The sequence below is a fragment of the Pseudomonas sp. BP8 genome (assembly GCF_017875955.1).
Taxonomy (GTDB): domain Bacteria; phylum Pseudomonadota; class Gammaproteobacteria; order Pseudomonadales; family Pseudomonadaceae; genus Aquipseudomonas.
The window spans coordinates 2,706,805-2,721,831 of sequence record NZ_JAGINK010000001.1; the positions used below are offsets into that span (position 1 = coordinate 2,706,805).

The 15,027-nt window shown below is 56.9% G+C and carries 12 protein-coding genes; 7 read left to right on the plus strand and 5 right to left on the minus strand.

Translation table 11 applies throughout. The features are described from left to right. Positions 1-19 precede the first annotated feature (19 nt). Positions 20-1,705, plus strand: coding sequence for a thiamine pyrophosphate-binding protein (locus J3B00_RS11830; protein WP_209867680.1), 1,686 nt, complete (start codon positions 20-22; stop codon positions 1,703-1,705). Positions 1,706-1,768: 63 nt separating this feature from the next. Further along, positions 1,769-3,217: an NAD-dependent succinate-semialdehyde dehydrogenase gene (locus J3B00_RS11835; protein WP_209867681.1), complete on the plus strand. Its 1,449-nt coding sequence runs from the start codon at positions 1,769-1,771 to the stop codon at positions 3,215-3,217. 268 nt (positions 3,218-3,485) lie between these two features. On the opposite strand, the gene J3B00_RS11840 is transcribed toward J3B00_RS11835, so the two are convergent. From J3B00_RS11840 to J3B00_RS11860, 5 genes are all read right to left on the minus strand, one after another. Further along, positions 3,486-5,957 carry a TonB-dependent receptor gene (locus tag J3B00_RS11840; RefSeq protein WP_209867682.1) on the minus strand — a complete coding sequence of 824 codons (2,472 nt, stop codon included), beginning with the start codon at positions 5,955-5,957 and terminating at the stop codon, positions 3,486-3,488. Positions 5,958-6,095: 138 nt separating this feature from the next. Continuing rightward, positions 6,096-7,049 carry a FecR domain-containing protein gene (locus J3B00_RS11845; RefSeq protein ID WP_209867683.1) on the minus strand — a complete coding sequence of 318 codons (954 nt, stop codon included), beginning with the start codon at positions 7,047-7,049 and terminating at the stop codon, positions 6,096-6,098. Between the two features lies 1 nt (position 7,050). Beyond that, a complete protein-coding gene (locus J3B00_RS11850) occupies positions 7,051-7,575 on the minus strand; it encodes a sigma-70 family RNA polymerase sigma factor (protein WP_209867684.1) in 525 nt (174 codons plus the stop codon). Between the two features lie 366 nt (positions 7,576-7,941). Beyond that, positions 7,942-8,667 carry a FadR/GntR family transcriptional regulator gene (locus tag J3B00_RS11855; RefSeq protein WP_209867685.1) on the minus strand — a complete coding sequence of 242 codons (726 nt, stop codon included), beginning with the start codon at positions 8,665-8,667 and terminating at the stop codon, positions 7,942-7,944. A gap of 264 nt (positions 8,668-8,931) precedes the next feature. Next, positions 8,932-9,657 carry a FadR/GntR family transcriptional regulator gene (locus J3B00_RS11860; protein ID WP_209867686.1) on the minus strand — a complete coding sequence of 242 codons (726 nt, stop codon included), beginning with the start codon at positions 9,655-9,657 and terminating at the stop codon, positions 8,932-8,934. 370 nt (positions 9,658-10,027) lie between these two features. Here J3B00_RS11860 and J3B00_RS11865 point away from each other — a divergent pair, with 370 nt between their 5' ends. From J3B00_RS11865 to J3B00_RS11885, 5 genes are all read left to right on the plus strand, one after another. Continuing rightward, complete coding sequence (locus tag J3B00_RS11865) at positions 10,028-11,179, plus strand: branched-chain amino acid ABC transporter substrate-binding protein (protein ID WP_245362533.1); 1,152 nt, start codon at positions 10,028-10,030, stop codon at positions 11,177-11,179. A gap of 133 nt (positions 11,180-11,312) precedes the next feature. After that, positions 11,313-12,251, plus strand: coding sequence for a branched-chain amino acid ABC transporter permease (locus tag J3B00_RS11870; RefSeq protein WP_209867687.1), 939 nt, complete (start codon positions 11,313-11,315; stop codon positions 12,249-12,251). 11 nt (positions 12,252-12,262) lie between these two features. Beyond that, entirely contained in the window at positions 12,263-13,510 is a 1,248-nt protein-coding gene (locus J3B00_RS11875) for an ABC transporter ATP-binding protein (protein WP_209867688.1), read from the plus strand. Further along, a complete protein-coding gene (locus J3B00_RS11880; protein WP_209867689.1) occupies positions 13,507-14,280 on the plus strand; it encodes an ABC transporter ATP-binding protein in 774 nt (257 codons plus the stop codon). Before J3B00_RS11875 ends, J3B00_RS11880 begins: the two co-directional genes overlap by 4 nt. After that, positions 14,277-14,993, plus strand: a complete 717-nt coding sequence (locus J3B00_RS11885; protein WP_209867690.1) for an ABC transporter ATP-binding protein — start codon at positions 14,277-14,279, stop codon at positions 14,991-14,993. The genes J3B00_RS11880 and J3B00_RS11885 overlap by 4 nt, the downstream gene beginning before the upstream one ends. Positions 14,994-15,027 lie beyond the last annotated feature (34 nt).

Genomic DNA, 15,027 nt, shown 5'->3' on the forward strand with positions numbered 1-15,027 from the left:
GCCTGAGGAGAACATCACAATGAATAATCCATCCAACGGTCAACGCAGTGGCGGTCAGGTTCTGGTCGATGCTCTGCGAGTCAATGGCGTCGACCGCGCCTTCTGCGTGCCCGGCGAAAGCTACCTTGCTGTCCTCGACGCGCTGCATGATGTCAAAGAAGAAATCGAACTGGTTGTCTGCCGGCAAGAAGGTGGTGCCGCTTACATGGCTGAGGCCTATGGCAAACTGACCGGTAAGCCGGGCATTTGCATGGTCACTCGCGGCCCGGGCGCCACCAATGCTTCGGTCGGCGTCCATACCGCTTTCCAGGACTCCACCCCGATGATCCTGTTCATCGGTCAAGTCGCACGTGATCAGATTGAGCGTGAGGCATTCCAGGAAGTGGACTATCGCCGCATGTTCGGCCAGATGGCCAAATGGGTGGTCCAGATTGATGATGCCGCGCGTATTCCTGAGCTGGTCAACCAAGCCTTCCAGCGTGCTATCAGTGGCCGTCCAGGCCCAGTCGTAGTCGCCTTGCCGGAAGACATGCTGACAGACATGGTAAACGTGCCTGATGCCCGTCCTGCGCAGCGAGTGGAAGCTGCGCCCGCGCCGGCTGCTCTCGAGGAGCTGCAGTCGCTGATTGCCAAGGCATCCAAGCCCCTGGTGATCGCGGGGGGCGGCGGGTGGAATGATGATGCCGTGGCTGACCTCAAATGCTTCATCCAGACCCAAGGACTTCCGCTGGCGGCTTCCTTCCGCTGTCAGGACCTGTTTGATAACACGGATCCGCATTACGCCGGTGACATGGGCCTGGCAGCGGGGCCGGTTCTGGTTGACGCGGTCAAGCAGTCTGATTTGCTGATCGTCATCGGCGCGCGTCTCGGCGAAATGACAACCGGTGGCTACGCGCTGGTCGACATTCCCACGCCGAAGCAAGCCTTGGTTCACATTCACCCGAGCGCAGAAGAAATCGGTCGCGTGTATCAGCCGACACTGGGAATCAATGCCGGGCCGGCCAGTTTCCTTCGTCAGGCAGCGGCGTTGCCAGCGGCCAAGCCACAGGCATTCGAGGACTGGACTGCCAGTCTCAATCGCGGCTATTGCGGTAACTTTGAAACCCCGCGTTCTCCTGGTGATGTCCAGATGAGCGAGGTCATTGCATGGCTCAACAAGACGCTGCCGACTGACAGCATCCTGACCTGCGGTGCTGGCAACTACACCGGTTGGGTACACCGTGGCTATCAGCACCGCACATTCCGCACCCTGCTTGGCCCAACCAACGGTTCGATGGGGTACGGAGTACCGGCTGCCGTAGCGGCAAAGCTGACCTACCCTGAGCGCACAGTAGTCGCTTTTGCAGGTGACGGTTGCTTCCTGATGAATGGCCAGGAGCTTGCCACCGCGGCGCATTACGATGCCCGGCTGATCGTGGTAGTGGTCAACAACGGTATGTACGGCACTATTCGTATGCACCAGGAGCGTAGCTACCCAGGGCGTGTGTCTGGAACCGAGCTGCAAAACCCAGATTTCGCTGCCTTGGCCCGCGCATTCGGCCTGCACGGCGAAACGGTCACCCGGACCGAAGACTTCGCCAGCGCCTTTGAGCGCTGCCAAACGTCGGGCAAGCCAGCGTTGATCGAAATTCAGGTTGACCCTGAAGCTCTGACCCCGCGCATGACCCTCAGCCAGATCCGCGAAAAGGCTCTGACCTCGCGTTGATGTTCCCTCAGGTGGGGTGCGGTATGGCCCCACTTTTTTCTCTCTTCGAACGAGCTAATCGACATGAAACTTGCCGATCACGATCTGCTGCGTGAAGTTTGCTATATCGACGGGAAATGGTTGGCCGCAGACAGTGGTCAGCGCATTAACGTCACCAATCCAGCTACCGGCGAGTTACTCGGTACGGTACCGAACATGGGCGCGGCGGAAACGCGACGGGCCATTGAGGCGGCGCAGCAGGCACTCTCGAGCTGGCGAGCCCTGACGGCCAAAGAACGTGCCGTTCGCTTGCAGGCCTGGTTCCGAGAGATTTTGGCTCACCAGGAAGATCTGGCCCAGATCATGACTGCGGAACAGGGCAAACCGCTCGCCGAGTCCCGTGGAGAAATCGCTTTCGCCGCAGCTTATGTGGAGTACTACGCGGAAGAGGGCAAGCGCATCTACGGTGATGTGATTCCCTCTCCGAATGCTGATCGCCGGCTGATTGTGACCAAGGAGCCGATTGGGGTCTGTGCGGCGATTACGCCGTGGAACTTCCCAGCTGCGATGATCACGCGCAAAGCCGCCCCAGCATTGGCGGCGGGCTGTACATTGGTGCTCAAGCCCGCATCGCAAACGCCTTACAGTGCCTTGGCGCTCTGTGTGCTTGCCGAGCGTGCAGGTATTCCAGCAGGTGTACTGAGCGTTGTCACGGGTGATCCTGCGGCAATCGGTGGCGAGCTCACCGCAAGCCCTATCGTGCGCAAGCTGTCTTTCACCGGCTCAACGCCAATTGGCATCAAGTTGCTGGAGCAGTCCGCCGCAACGGTGAAGAAAGTCACCATGGAGCTGGGTGGTAACGCCCCCTTTATTGTCTTCGACGATGCCGATCTGGAGAAGGCAGTCGAGGGTGCGCTGATCGCCAAATTCCGTAACAGTGGTCAAACCTGTGTATGCGCCAACCGGTTCTACATCCAGGATGGAATCTACGACCGTTTTGTCGAGCGCTTTGCTGAGCGTGTGCGGGCATTGGTCGTGGGGCAGGGGGACCAACCAGCAACCCAGGTCGGGCCTATGATCGATGGTCGAGCTGCGGCTGGTGTAGAGCGCATGGTGGGTGAGGCTGTTGAGGCCGGGGCCCGCGTTGTGACGGGTGGTCGTCGCCATGCACTGGGCGAGGCGTTTTTTGAACCGACATTGCTCGCTGACGTGAAACCGGACATGCGTGTTGCGCGTGAAGAGATCTTTGGCCCGGTTGCGCCTCTCTTCCGCTTCACCAGCGAAGAGGAAGTAATTGCCGAAGCCAACAACACCGAGTTCGGTCTGGCGTGCTACCTGTACGCCCGAGACGTTGGCCGCATCTGGAGGGTCTCAGAAGCGCTTGAGTATGGCATGGTGGGTGTAAACGTCGGTGTTGTCGCAACCGAGGTCGCGCCGTTTGGTGGGGTGAAGTCGTCGGGGCTGGGTCGTGAAGGTTCTCGATACGGCATCGAGGACTATCTCGAGATCAAGTACGTCTGCTTGGGGCTTTGATCCCGGCCGCCTGGCACCACCGTATTCAAACCGATCGCGTCGCTATTCTGTGGCGCGCATCGGTTTGTCATGAGCAAGCATCTTTTAACCCATTGGTCGTAGGTTCGCCCACTGCTGTGGCTGAGTATGTCAGCACAGGCTCGGCGCCTGTGCTGACTTGGGTAGCAGCCTTGGAGGGTATGTTTGGTTAATTTAATTCTATCACTTTTAAGTTTGTGATCCTTGTTTTTCACGCAGGCGCTATTGTGGTAAAGGGCGAGGTCAGTGTTTAGAAGTTGTATGTATATCCCGCTGTTGCTGTGCGGCCTTGGCCGGAGAAATAGTAGTCATCGCCGATAATCGCACTCTGCGAGTAGTACGTAATGTATTGTTTATTGAACAGGTTCGAGATGCCGAGCGTCAATTTACCGTAAGGAAGCGTGTAGCCCACGGCCAGATCGACCAGCGTATAACCAGAGAAACGATAGTCCTGGGGCGCATAGGTGTTGACTACATTATTGCCGTCGAAGCTGCGCTTCATGTACCAGTTAGCCTGTACCAGGCTGCTGAGGCGCTCATTCCAGCTCGCACTCCAGCTCAGCCCCAGCCGGTCCGGTGCGATATTGGAACCATCCAGTTTGGTATCGACCTTATTGTCGCCATCGAGGTCATAGCGGCCTCGCGTGTGAGAATAACTGAGCCCCGCCTGATGTATGTCATTGAGTGCGTAGGTCGCCGCCAGTTCTACCCCATCGATTTCACTTCTATAGCGATTTGCAACCCATTGGTCATTGGTATAAGAGAGCACGGTACCGGGCTTGACCGTAGTATGGAAGTAGCTGGCTTGCAGTGCCAGTTTGTCGTTGTTGATGCGCAAGCCGATTTCATAATTGTCGGCAATGTCTGGCTCGAAGTAGGACATCTCGGACAGCTTGGCGCCGTTTACCGAGATACCGCGAATGGCCTTGCCCATGTCTGGAACCTTGAAACCCTGCGAGTAATTGGCAAACAGGTTGAGCGATTCGAGAGGTGACCAGGAGGCCCCGAAGTTGTAAAGCGTTTTGCCAAAACTGAGATCTGCGCCTTCGACATACCGGCTGCCATAGCGCGGCAAGGTGGTAAAACTGTCAACGTCGATACTGGCGCGCTCATGGCGGACGCCCCCGAGGATTTTCACCGTTGGTGTGGGTGAGTATTCCAATTGTGCAAAGGGTGAAACATCGGTGTAAACGATGTCGGGCACCCAGGAAAGCTTGCTGTAGAGCAGCGACTGACTGGACCGTTCGTGCATCATGTCCAGGCCCACCGTGGCCTTCATGCTGTCGTCGAGAAAGCCGAGCGAGGTCACGCTAAACTTGGCGCCCACCTTATCGAACTCAGCATGGCTCTGGTCGTAGGTATTGTTGTTCAGGAATTTGGTATTGCCCCTGAACATCGAGTCGACGGTCTGATAATACAGCACAGCATTTATCTTCATGCCGTGGAAGTCATAATGGTCGTAGCTTGTGCCTAGTGTCCAGGCATCGTTGTAGGGAGCGCTTCCCAGCGGTGTGTCTTTGCTGGACGTACTCGGGACGCCCTCGCTCCTGTTGCCGGATACGAGGGAGTAGCGGTTGTTGTTCTTTATCTCGTACCGATTCACGCTAAGCGCGATATTCTGGTCATCGCCGATCCAATAACCCAGCTTGCCCATCACGTCGTAGGACTTGGAGTCCATCAAGTCACCTTGCGCATCGTAGGTGCCGATTCGTCTGTCCGCGCCATCGAAAAATGTCCCCTGGCTCTGGTAGCTGGCGTTGAACAGGTAGTCGATGGCACCCTCACTGCCATTGATGCCATAGGTGGTCTTGTATGACAGCGCCTCGCCGGCGAGCCGTGACGTCGGCGATGAAAGCTCGGCAGAGATATGTTGGTGCGGCGTTCCGCCTCGTGGCTGCTGGGTGATGATGTTGATAACGCCGCCCATGCCGCCAATGCCATTGCTCGCACTGGCGCCTTGTATCACCTCGATCCTGTCGATCATGGCGGGGTCGATGGTGCCCATGTCACGCCCGATGCTGGTGTACATCGGGCTGGACTGGGGAATGCCGTCTATCAGTACCAGCGGTTGCAGGCCCCGCATGGTTTGCCCGTAGTTACTCATTTTTTGCATCGATGGGGGCATCGACGGGATCAGGTTGCTGAGTATTTGCGTGGTGCTGGAGGTGAAGGCTTGTTGTGCCTCTATCTCTTCATGGCTTATTACCTTGATGTTCTGAGGCGAGTCGTTACTTGATTGCGCCAGGCGCGTCGAGCTGACGGTAGTGGCCTCGAGTTCGGCAGGTTTGTTTTGCTTGGTTGCGGCAGGGGGCGTCACAAGGGGCATGTCCGCTGCCGCTTCCAAGAGGTAGTTGCCCTGGCCGAGCGAGCGTGCACGCCATCCACTATTGGCGAGCAGGCGTGCAAAACCTTCCTCGACCGCGTATGGCCCAGTCAGGCCCTGGGTGCGCATACCCTCAAGGCTGCTCAGGTTTGCACTGAGGTTGACCCCCGCCTGCGCAGCGTAGGCCGCCACTGCCGAACCAAGCGGGCCGGCCGCAATGTCATAGGTCCTTCGGGACAGACTGGAAGCAGCTTCTCCGGCCTGAACCTGCGGTGTGATCAGGCTCACGGCCAGCCCCCCGGCGATGCTCGCCAGCGTCAATCGGATGGCTTTGGCAACAGGTTTGAGGGGCGTGCCCGGCGCGGCCGGACGCGAGTGTTGTTCAGGTTGTCCAAGCATGTTGATCAGTCCTTAGGGGGCTCAATGAATCGAATTGTTTATTCATTGACAGGCGAGCCCAAAAAACCGGACAGACATGTGGGACTACCGCGCCCGATTTGCCGCCGCCGTGCAGGCAATAGCGTGCACAAGGGGGCGTCAGGCGCGGGTGACATTGACCCAGTAATCCGTACGCCGTCTCACGCGCACAGGCAGGATGTGCGTAAGCAAGTCAAGGAGGCGATCGGTATCCTGGAGTTGATACACCCCGAATACGCGCAGGTCTGCGACGGCATCGTCACACCGCAAAATACCCTTGCGATAGCGTGCTATTTCGTCAAGGAACGCTTGCAAACGCATGTTGTCGGCATACAGCGTTCCGCGCGTCCACGCGTCGCTCATGACGGGTAACGGCACACAGTCGCCAATCTGCCGGGCATCGAATTTGGTTCGCTGTGCCTCATGCACGACAAGGCGCTGGCTCGTTAGTGCGGGCACGATCTCGACAGCACCCTTGAGAACCGAGAGCTCGGTGAAGTGTGGGTGCTGGCGAACAATGAATTCTGTGCCCAGTGCTCGCAACTGGCCATTATTTGTCTGCACGAGGAAAGGTGGGGCGCTTTCTGGCATATCATGCGCCGTTTTGACCAGTATTTCGCCCTTGTACTGGCGAACCAGCCGGTTATGCCCATCGAACCGGGCATCGAAGGCGGTGTCGGTATTGAGCAGGACCTGGCTACCGTCAGTCAGCCTGGCCAGGCGTTGCTCACCCTTGGCTGTGCTGAAGTCCGCCGTCCAGCCCTGCCAAGGCACATAGCGATACGTGAACACTCCGAGCGCCGGTGTGGCTATGGCGAAGGCCAGTGCGCGAAGCACAGTACGGCGGTTGTGGGGCGTGCGAGGCCGGGTCAGCACCTGCATGCCGATACCGCCAGGGACGCTGCTCATCCTGCTTCTCAATTGCTGTGCGCATGACCAAACCTGCTCGTGCCGGGCGCTCTGCTTACGCCAATGCGTCAACGCCAGTTGTTCGGCCTGGCTGAAATCCGAAGCGCCCGAGCGCGCGAGCCAATGTGCGGCCTCGTCAAGGATGCGTCCATCCACATCAGGCATATCAGCTGTCCAGCATGATGCTCAGGCATTGCCTGAAGCCTTGGGCCATATAACGGGTGACCGTACGCACGCTCAAGTGCATGCGTGTCGCGATCTCTTCGTAGGTAAGGCCATCGAGTTGTGAAAGCAGAAATGCTGTACGGATCTTCGGTGGCAGGCCCGCGAGCAGTGCGTCCAGCTCTATCAGAGTTTCCAGCAAGATGGCACGTGCTTCTGGCGACAGCGCTGTTTCTTCGGGCAGGTGCTGCAGGCTGGCAAGGTAGGCACGTTCCACCGACAGGCGCTCCAGGTGATTGACCATCAGCCGCTGAGCCACGGTTCTCAAGTAAGCCCGTGGTTCACGAATGTCCTCAAGCGCTTGGGCCTTGGCACTGGCCCAGATGCGCATAAAGGTGTCCTGTGCGATGTCGGCGGCCCCTTCTCTAGAGTTGAGTCGGCATTGCAGCCAAGCCACCAGCCAACTGCGATGCAATGTATATAGGTTCCCTAGTGCTTCACCGGCGGCGCCATCGGCTCGAGAGGACATGTGCGTACCCAAGTACAAATGCATGCATGATATCAAATAAAAATGATTTGTATTTTGATTAATTTTATCTGCGGCGGGTGCACTATCCTCCGAAGATTCAGGCCTGCGCCTCTGTCCATCAGGTATGTTCGCGCAGAGCGGGAGGGCGCTGGAGGCACGAACGGTCATCTCCAGCAGCTCAGGGCGGGCGCCCTGAGTATCGAAGAAGACGAGGTCATCACCGAAGCCGACATGAGACTGGCTAGTCGCACCCCACGGTGAGGGTAATGGAGATTGATTAGAGGCTACGTGTCGAAGCGCTGGAGCGGTGTTCAAGACCCCTTCCTGGATGAAGCTCTCCGGTCCGGATCCCAATCGTCGTGCGGCTCAGTTACTCTCTGTCAATAGCCGCTGGTAGCGCGAGAGGCTCTCTTCCAGGTGTTTACGCAATGCGCTGCGTGCAGCTGCAACATCGCCCATAGTGATGGCGGAAAGGATTGCGCCGTGTTCACGGCCAATTTTCTTGATATGAGCGAGCCGGTTTTTACCACTGACCTGACTGTGCTTGAGGTTGAGATCCAGAATGATGTCAGGCCCCAAAGCTTCAAGTAACTCAGTGAAATGTGGGTTATTGGTTGCGCGCGCAATGGCCAAGTGGAATTCGAAATCCGCTTGGGCCTCTTCCTCAAGGCTTGATCCATCCAGCGCGTTGAAGCGATCGAACGCTTCGGTGATCCCTGCCAGTGTTGCCGGGGTTCTTCGTTCCGCGGCCCGTGCGACAGATTCAGTTTCTACGCCGAGACGCAGTTCGAGAACGTGAGCTGCAGCACGCACATCGTCGACTACACTGCCGATGGCAAAGCCGATGCGTTTCACATCTGGCGCCACGACGAATACGCCGACGCCTTGCCGTGCGATAAGACGGCCACCTAGACGCAGGGATGCTACGGCCTCACGAATGACAGGCCGACTCACATTGAATTCTTGGCACAGTGCCTGTTCTGACGGTAATTTCTCACCAGGGCCGTAGATACCGGAGTCAATCCGGTTAGACAGTTCTCGGATAACAGTTTCGGCGAGATTGGCTCTGCGCCCTCGGACTGTCGTTTCCATGGTTAAAGCTCCAAATACTGACTTGCGGCGACCGACAGGTCATCCGAAATTTTGCTTGTATGTTATCAAATAACTGACCTATCTGCCGAGATTTTGGGGGTTGTTGGTCGCCGCGCGTCAAGGCCTCTAGAACGGTAGTTACGGCGCCATGCACGTAAAAAGGTCGCTACATTCGCGGCAAAATCTTACGCTTTCCGGTCGCCTGACTGCTCAAACCAGGCACACAAGTGAAGCCTGAGGAGCAGGGTCGGCGGCAGGTCCTTTCTATGATCTGCTCTCGAGGACCTGCCTGTACCGCGACAAGCTCTCGTCCAAGTGTTTGCGCAATGCTGTCCGAGCGCCGGCCACATCACCCAGGCTGATTGCAGACAGAATTGCCCCATGCTCTCGTGAAATTTTCTTGAAATGGGACTGCCGGCTGCTGCCTTCCACCTGTGCATGCTTGAGGTTGAGATCGAGAATGATATCAGGGCCAAGAGCCTCCAAAAGTTCGGCAAAGTGAGGGTTGTTCGTGGCTCGCGCGATTGACATGTGAAACTCGAAATCGGCCTTCGCTTCTTCTGCGAGGGAAGCGTCGCTCAACGCATTGAACCTATCAAAAGCTTCGGTGATTTGAGCCAACCTGGAGGGGCTTCGCCGTTCCGCCGCCCGCGCAACTGATTCAGTTTCTAGGCCTAAGCGCAGTTCCAAGATCTGGGCGGCGGCTCGTACATCGTCAACCACCTGATCAACCACAAATCCGATGCGCTTGATCTCCTGTTCAACCACGAACACGCCGACACCTTGACGCGCGATCAATCGTCCCCCTAGCCGCAACGAGGCCACTGCTTCTCGGATAACCGGGCGACTGACGTTGAATTCCTTGCACAACTCCTGCTCTGACGGGAGTTTTTCACCAGGCCCCCAGGTGCCGTTGTCGATCCTTAGCGACAGGCTCTGGATGACTGTCTCGGCTAAGTTCGCTCGTCGGATACCTAACGCTGCTCGCATAACAAATTGCTCCTTATTGGGGGGCTGAACACCCGTTTGTGCCGGAATTGATGAGTTTTTTGTAACTAGTCAAATCCCGAAATTTGACCTGATCTGACGCAAATTTAAGGGGATTTGTGCTCATCCCTCAGGCCGCGATAGCGAGCGGTGTGGGGCCTGGCATCCAACCATGGACTGCTCCTTCGGTTTCAATTTGTCCTTAGCCAAGCATAGCTCTATTGACAGTTACCTGCTGACTGTTATCTTACAAGTGCAGTGGCGATTTCGCCAATGAGTGGTAAGCGATGTCGAGGTGCTCGTCTTGCTTTCAAGCCCCTCAGCGCTTGCTGTCTGTCCCGATGCTCATCCGACCTTCCTGGGAGCACCAGAAATGCAAAAGAACAAAAAAAGCGGGCTCACTTTGCTCGCGGCGGCGGTTAGCTTGACGATGGCTATGGGTATGGCAAATGCGGACGAAAGCTTGGTCGTCAAGATCGGCTTCGCCGGGCCATTGACCGGCCCATCAGCGCATCAGGGGCAAGATGTCGAACACGGTATCCAAATCGCCGTCGACGAAGCGAATCAGCAACACCTGAAGATCGGTGGCAAAGTTGCCGAGTTCAAGCTGGTTTCAGAAGATGACGTGGCTGACCCCCGCACCGGTACCGCTGTCGCGCAGCGCCTGGTGGATTCCAAGGTGTCCGTAGTGATCGGCCACTACAATTCCGGTACCAGCATTCCGGCATCCAAAATTTACGCTGCAGCCGGCATCCCGCAGATCTCACCTTCTGCGACCAATCCCGCACTTACCCAGCAGGGCATCACTTCGGTCTTTCGCGTAGTCAACGACGATGCCACCTTGGGTCGTTACGCAGGCAATTACCTGGTCAACAAGCTGGAAGCCAAACGCATCGCGATCTTTGATGATCGCACTGCCTATGGGCAAGGCTTGGCAGACGAGGTGACCAAGGCCGTTAAAGCGGCAGGCGGAAACGTGGTGGTTCGTGAATATACGAATGACAAGTCGACCGACTTCAACGCCATTCTGACGACTGCCAAAGCCCAGAAAGCAGATGCGGTGTTCTTTGCGGCCCTCGATTACCAAGCTGCGCCGATGGCCAAGCAGATGAAAAACCTGGGCCTCAAAGCCCGCTTCATGAATATTGGCAATTTGCCTAACGACGCCTTCAAGCAAATGGCAGGAAGCGCTGCTGAAGGTGTGTATGCGTGGAACTACGGAACGCCACTGCTTGAGATGCCCAAGGGGGCGGCATTCGAGCAGAAGCTCAAAGATAAATTTGGAGTAGGCGTCGTACAGTCTTCGCCTGCTGCCTATGACGCGACCTGGGCTGCCATCAATGCGATGGTCACGGCCGGCTCAGCAGATCCAGCGACCTACTTGCCAGTACTCAAGAGTGAAACCTATGAGGGCGTGACAGGAACCATCGCTTTCGACGAGCACGGCAACCTGAAAAGTCCAGCTGCCACGGTATTCCAGTTCGAAGGTGGGGCATGGAAGACCTTGGCCGTTCAGCGGGATTGATTCGCGGCAACCTCGAATAATTAGCGGGCTTCGGTCTGCAAAAAAACAAGAAGACTTTATCCATCTGCCAGCCCCGACAGCATCTGACGCTAGTCAGGTGTTCGTCGTAAACGCAGTTTCGAGGATTCAGCTCGTGGACGTTAACTTCGATATTTTGCTTCAACAGATACTCAACGGACTCGTTCTGGGCAGTATCTACGCCTTGGTCGCTCTCGGTTACACCATGGTCTACGGGATCATCGGCTTGATCAACTTTGCCCACGGCGAAGTGGTCATGGTCGGTGCCATGGTCACTATCTCCGTACTCACCATGCTGGCCGGTGCAGGCTTTGCTCCTGGTATCGTGACCTTGCTTATTGCAATCATGGCCGCAGCGGTCGTCTGTATGTTGCTGGCTCAGGGCATGGAGAAATATGCCTATCGCCCTTTACGAAAGGCGCCACGGTTAACGCCATTGATTTTGGCCATTGGTATCTCCATCGCTCTGCAAAACCTCGCGATGATGATCTGGGGTCGCGGCTACAAGACCTTCCCCGAAGTGGTTGAAACTCAGCCCGTGGAAATTTTCGGCGCAACCATGACCAACGTCCAGGTAGCAATCATGCTGATCGCCGTGGTCATCATGTTGGCGCTCTGGCTGTTGGTTGATAAGACCAAGCTGGGCAAAGCGATGCGCGCTACGGCGCAAAATCAAGAGGTAGCGGGGTTGATGGGCATCAACATCAACCGTGTGATATCCGCCACCTTCCTCATCGGCGCCAGTCTGGGCGCGATTGCCGGCGTCATGCGTGCCATCAACTACGGACAAGCCGATGCGTACATGGGCTTGCTGCTTGGCCTCAAGGCGTTCTCCGCAGCGGTACTCGGTGGCATTGGAAATCTGTTCGGCGCGATGGCGGGCGGCTTGCTGCTGGGGCTGATCGAATCCCTCGCTGCTGGCTACACCGGACAGCTGACGGGGGGCTTCCTGGGCGCGAACTACCAGGACATTTTCGCCTTCGCAGTACTCATCCTGGTCTTGCTGTTCCGTCCGAATGGCTTGCTTGGTGAGCGCCAAGCTGATCGAGCATGAGGGCTGCGACCATGAAGAACCTCAAAGCGCAGTACCTTCTTTTGATTATCGGCTTTGTCGCTCTGCCGTTCCTGGTTGATGCGATTCCGGCTTTGGGTCCTACCTGGGTAAGGATCCTGGGCTTCGCCATGTTGTATGTCTTGCTCGCCTTGGGCTTGAACATCGTCATCGGCTATGCCGGTTTGCTAGACATGGGCTATATCGGGTTTTACGCCATTGGGGCCTACATCTATGCGTTGCTGGCTTCGCCGCATTTGCACATGGCCGGCATTACGGCAGGTGTCATGGATTGGCCGCTGTGGGTGATCATTCCGCTGGCTGCGGTCGCGGCGGCAATCTGCGGCGTCCTTATCGGCGCTCCGGTGCTCAAGTTGCGCGGCGACTATCTCGCAATCGTGACCCTCGGCTTCGGCGAGATCATTCGTATATTCATGAATAATCTTGATCAACCGGTCAATCTTACCAACGGCCCTCAAGGCATCAGCAACATCGCTCCGCTGCATGTTGATGGCGGTCCATGGGTCCATGCGGCCGGGGACGCCGTAGCCCCGGTGATCACATTACAGCAGAGCTGGAGCTTCCTCGGTCTGACGGTCACCCCGGTCATCAGCTACTACCTGTTCTTCCTGTTCATCGTCGTCTTGGCCATCGTTCTGTCCAAGCGGTTGGAAGTTTCCCGCATCGGCCGCGCCTGGATGGCGCTTCGTGAGGATGAAGTTGCTGCTGAAGCGATGGGGCTCAACAAGCGCAACCTGAAGCTGCTCGCTTTCGCTATGGGGGCAACCTTCGGTGGCGTGTCCGGTGTGCTCTTCTCCAGCTATCAGGGTTTTGTCAGTCCTGAGTCTTTCACGCTTATGGAGTCGATCATGGTTCTCGCCATGGTCGTCCTCGGCGGCATGGGGTCTATCAGGGGCGTCGTTCTAGGTGCGCTGATACTGGCGGTTATGCCCGAGCTGTTCCGTGACCTGGTCAACTGGATCCAGCCTTGGGTCATGGACAACGTGACGTTCATCAGCAGGGACATCCTGCGCAATGTGCTCGATGCCTCAACGTTGCGGATGTTGGTGTTTGGCTTCGCGCTCATTCTCGTGATGCGCTTCCGTCCTGAGGGCTTGTGGCCTTCGAACAGGCGCGCTGCCGAATTGCATGACGCAGATCCTGAGCTGGAGGCACCGCAAGCAGCACTAAGTACCGTGGTTCATGCTCCGGCCACCGAAGCTTCCTTCGAGCAGCCTGTTAAAGAGGTGGGCAAGGTATGAGCGACGTACTTCTCGAGTTGCACCAGGTCAGCAAATTCTTTGGTGGTCTTCAGGCACTGCACGGCATCGATTTGAGTATTCGGCGTGGAGAGATTCGCGGTCTGCTTGGGCCTAACGGCGCTGGCAAGACGACGCTGTTCAACGTGCTGACCGGTCTGTATCAGGCTGAAGAAGGACGAGTGGTGTTTGACGGTAAGCCATTGCTGATCCGCAAACCTCACAAGGTGGTTGAGGCCGGTATCTCACGCACTTTCCAGAACATTCGCCTCTTCCACAACATGACTGCCTTGGAAAACGTGATGATCGGACGCCATGTGCGAACCCGAAGCGGGGTATTGGGCGCGATTCTCCGTACCCCGGCATGCGTCCGTGAAGAGCGAGAAATTCGCCAGGCTGCGCGACATTGGCTGAATTATGTGGGTATCGGCCATTTGGCCGGTGAGTTGGCAAAAAGCTTGTCATATGGCGATCAGCGCCGTTTGGAAATCGCGCGCGCACTTGCGACCGAACCGAAATTGATTGCCCTCGACGAACCTGCTGCGGGCATGAACGCCTCTGAAACTGAGGGGTTGCGCCAACTGATGTGCAAGATGCAATCCGATGGCAAGACAGTGCTGTTGATTGAGCATGACGTGAAGTTGGTGATGGGCTTGTGCGATCACGTCACCGTGCTTGAGTTTGGCCGGAAGATCGCTGATGGCCTGCCGGCCGATGTGCAAAAAGATCCCAAGGTCATCGAGGCCTATCTCGGTGCGGAGGCGGTGGCATGAGCAAGATCCTCGAAGTGAATGATCTCAAGGTTTCATACGGGGCCATCCAGGCGATTAAAGGCATCGACATGAACGTTGCCAAAGGCGAGATGGTTGCGTTGATCGGAGCCAACGGCGCGGGCAAAACCACCACGCTCAAGACATTGGCGGGCATGCTCAAGCCGAGCGCTGGACAGATCACTTTCGCCGGAAAAGCTCATGCGGCGATCAAGAGCTATGACCTGATCCGCGAGGGCCTGGCTTTGGTGCCTGAAGGGCGGGGCATCTTTCCCAAGCTGACCGTGCATGAAAACCTGGAAATGGGAGCTTTCACACGCCGAGATGGCAAGGATGCGATTGGGGCGGATATCGAACGCATGTACGGAATCTTTCCGCGCTTGAAAGAACGCGCCCATCAACTCGCCGGCACGATGTCCGGTGGTGAGCAACAGATGTTGGCAATTTCGCGCGCTTTGATGGGGCAGCCGAAGCTCTTGCTATTGGACGAGCCATCCATGGGGCTTGCGCCAATCATTGTTCAGAAAATTTTCGAGACCATTCGCGATGTCGTGAAGGGCGGTGTGACGTTGCTCTTGGTAGAGCAAAACGCTCGGCTCGCGCTACAAACATGTGACCGTGCATATGTCATCGATTCTGGACGAATAGCGCTGACGGGCGCGTGCCAAGACCTACTGCACGACAAACAGGTGCAGAAAGCCTATTTAGGGGAATGATGCCGAAGGAGGCGGCGGCGGGGCGATCAGAACC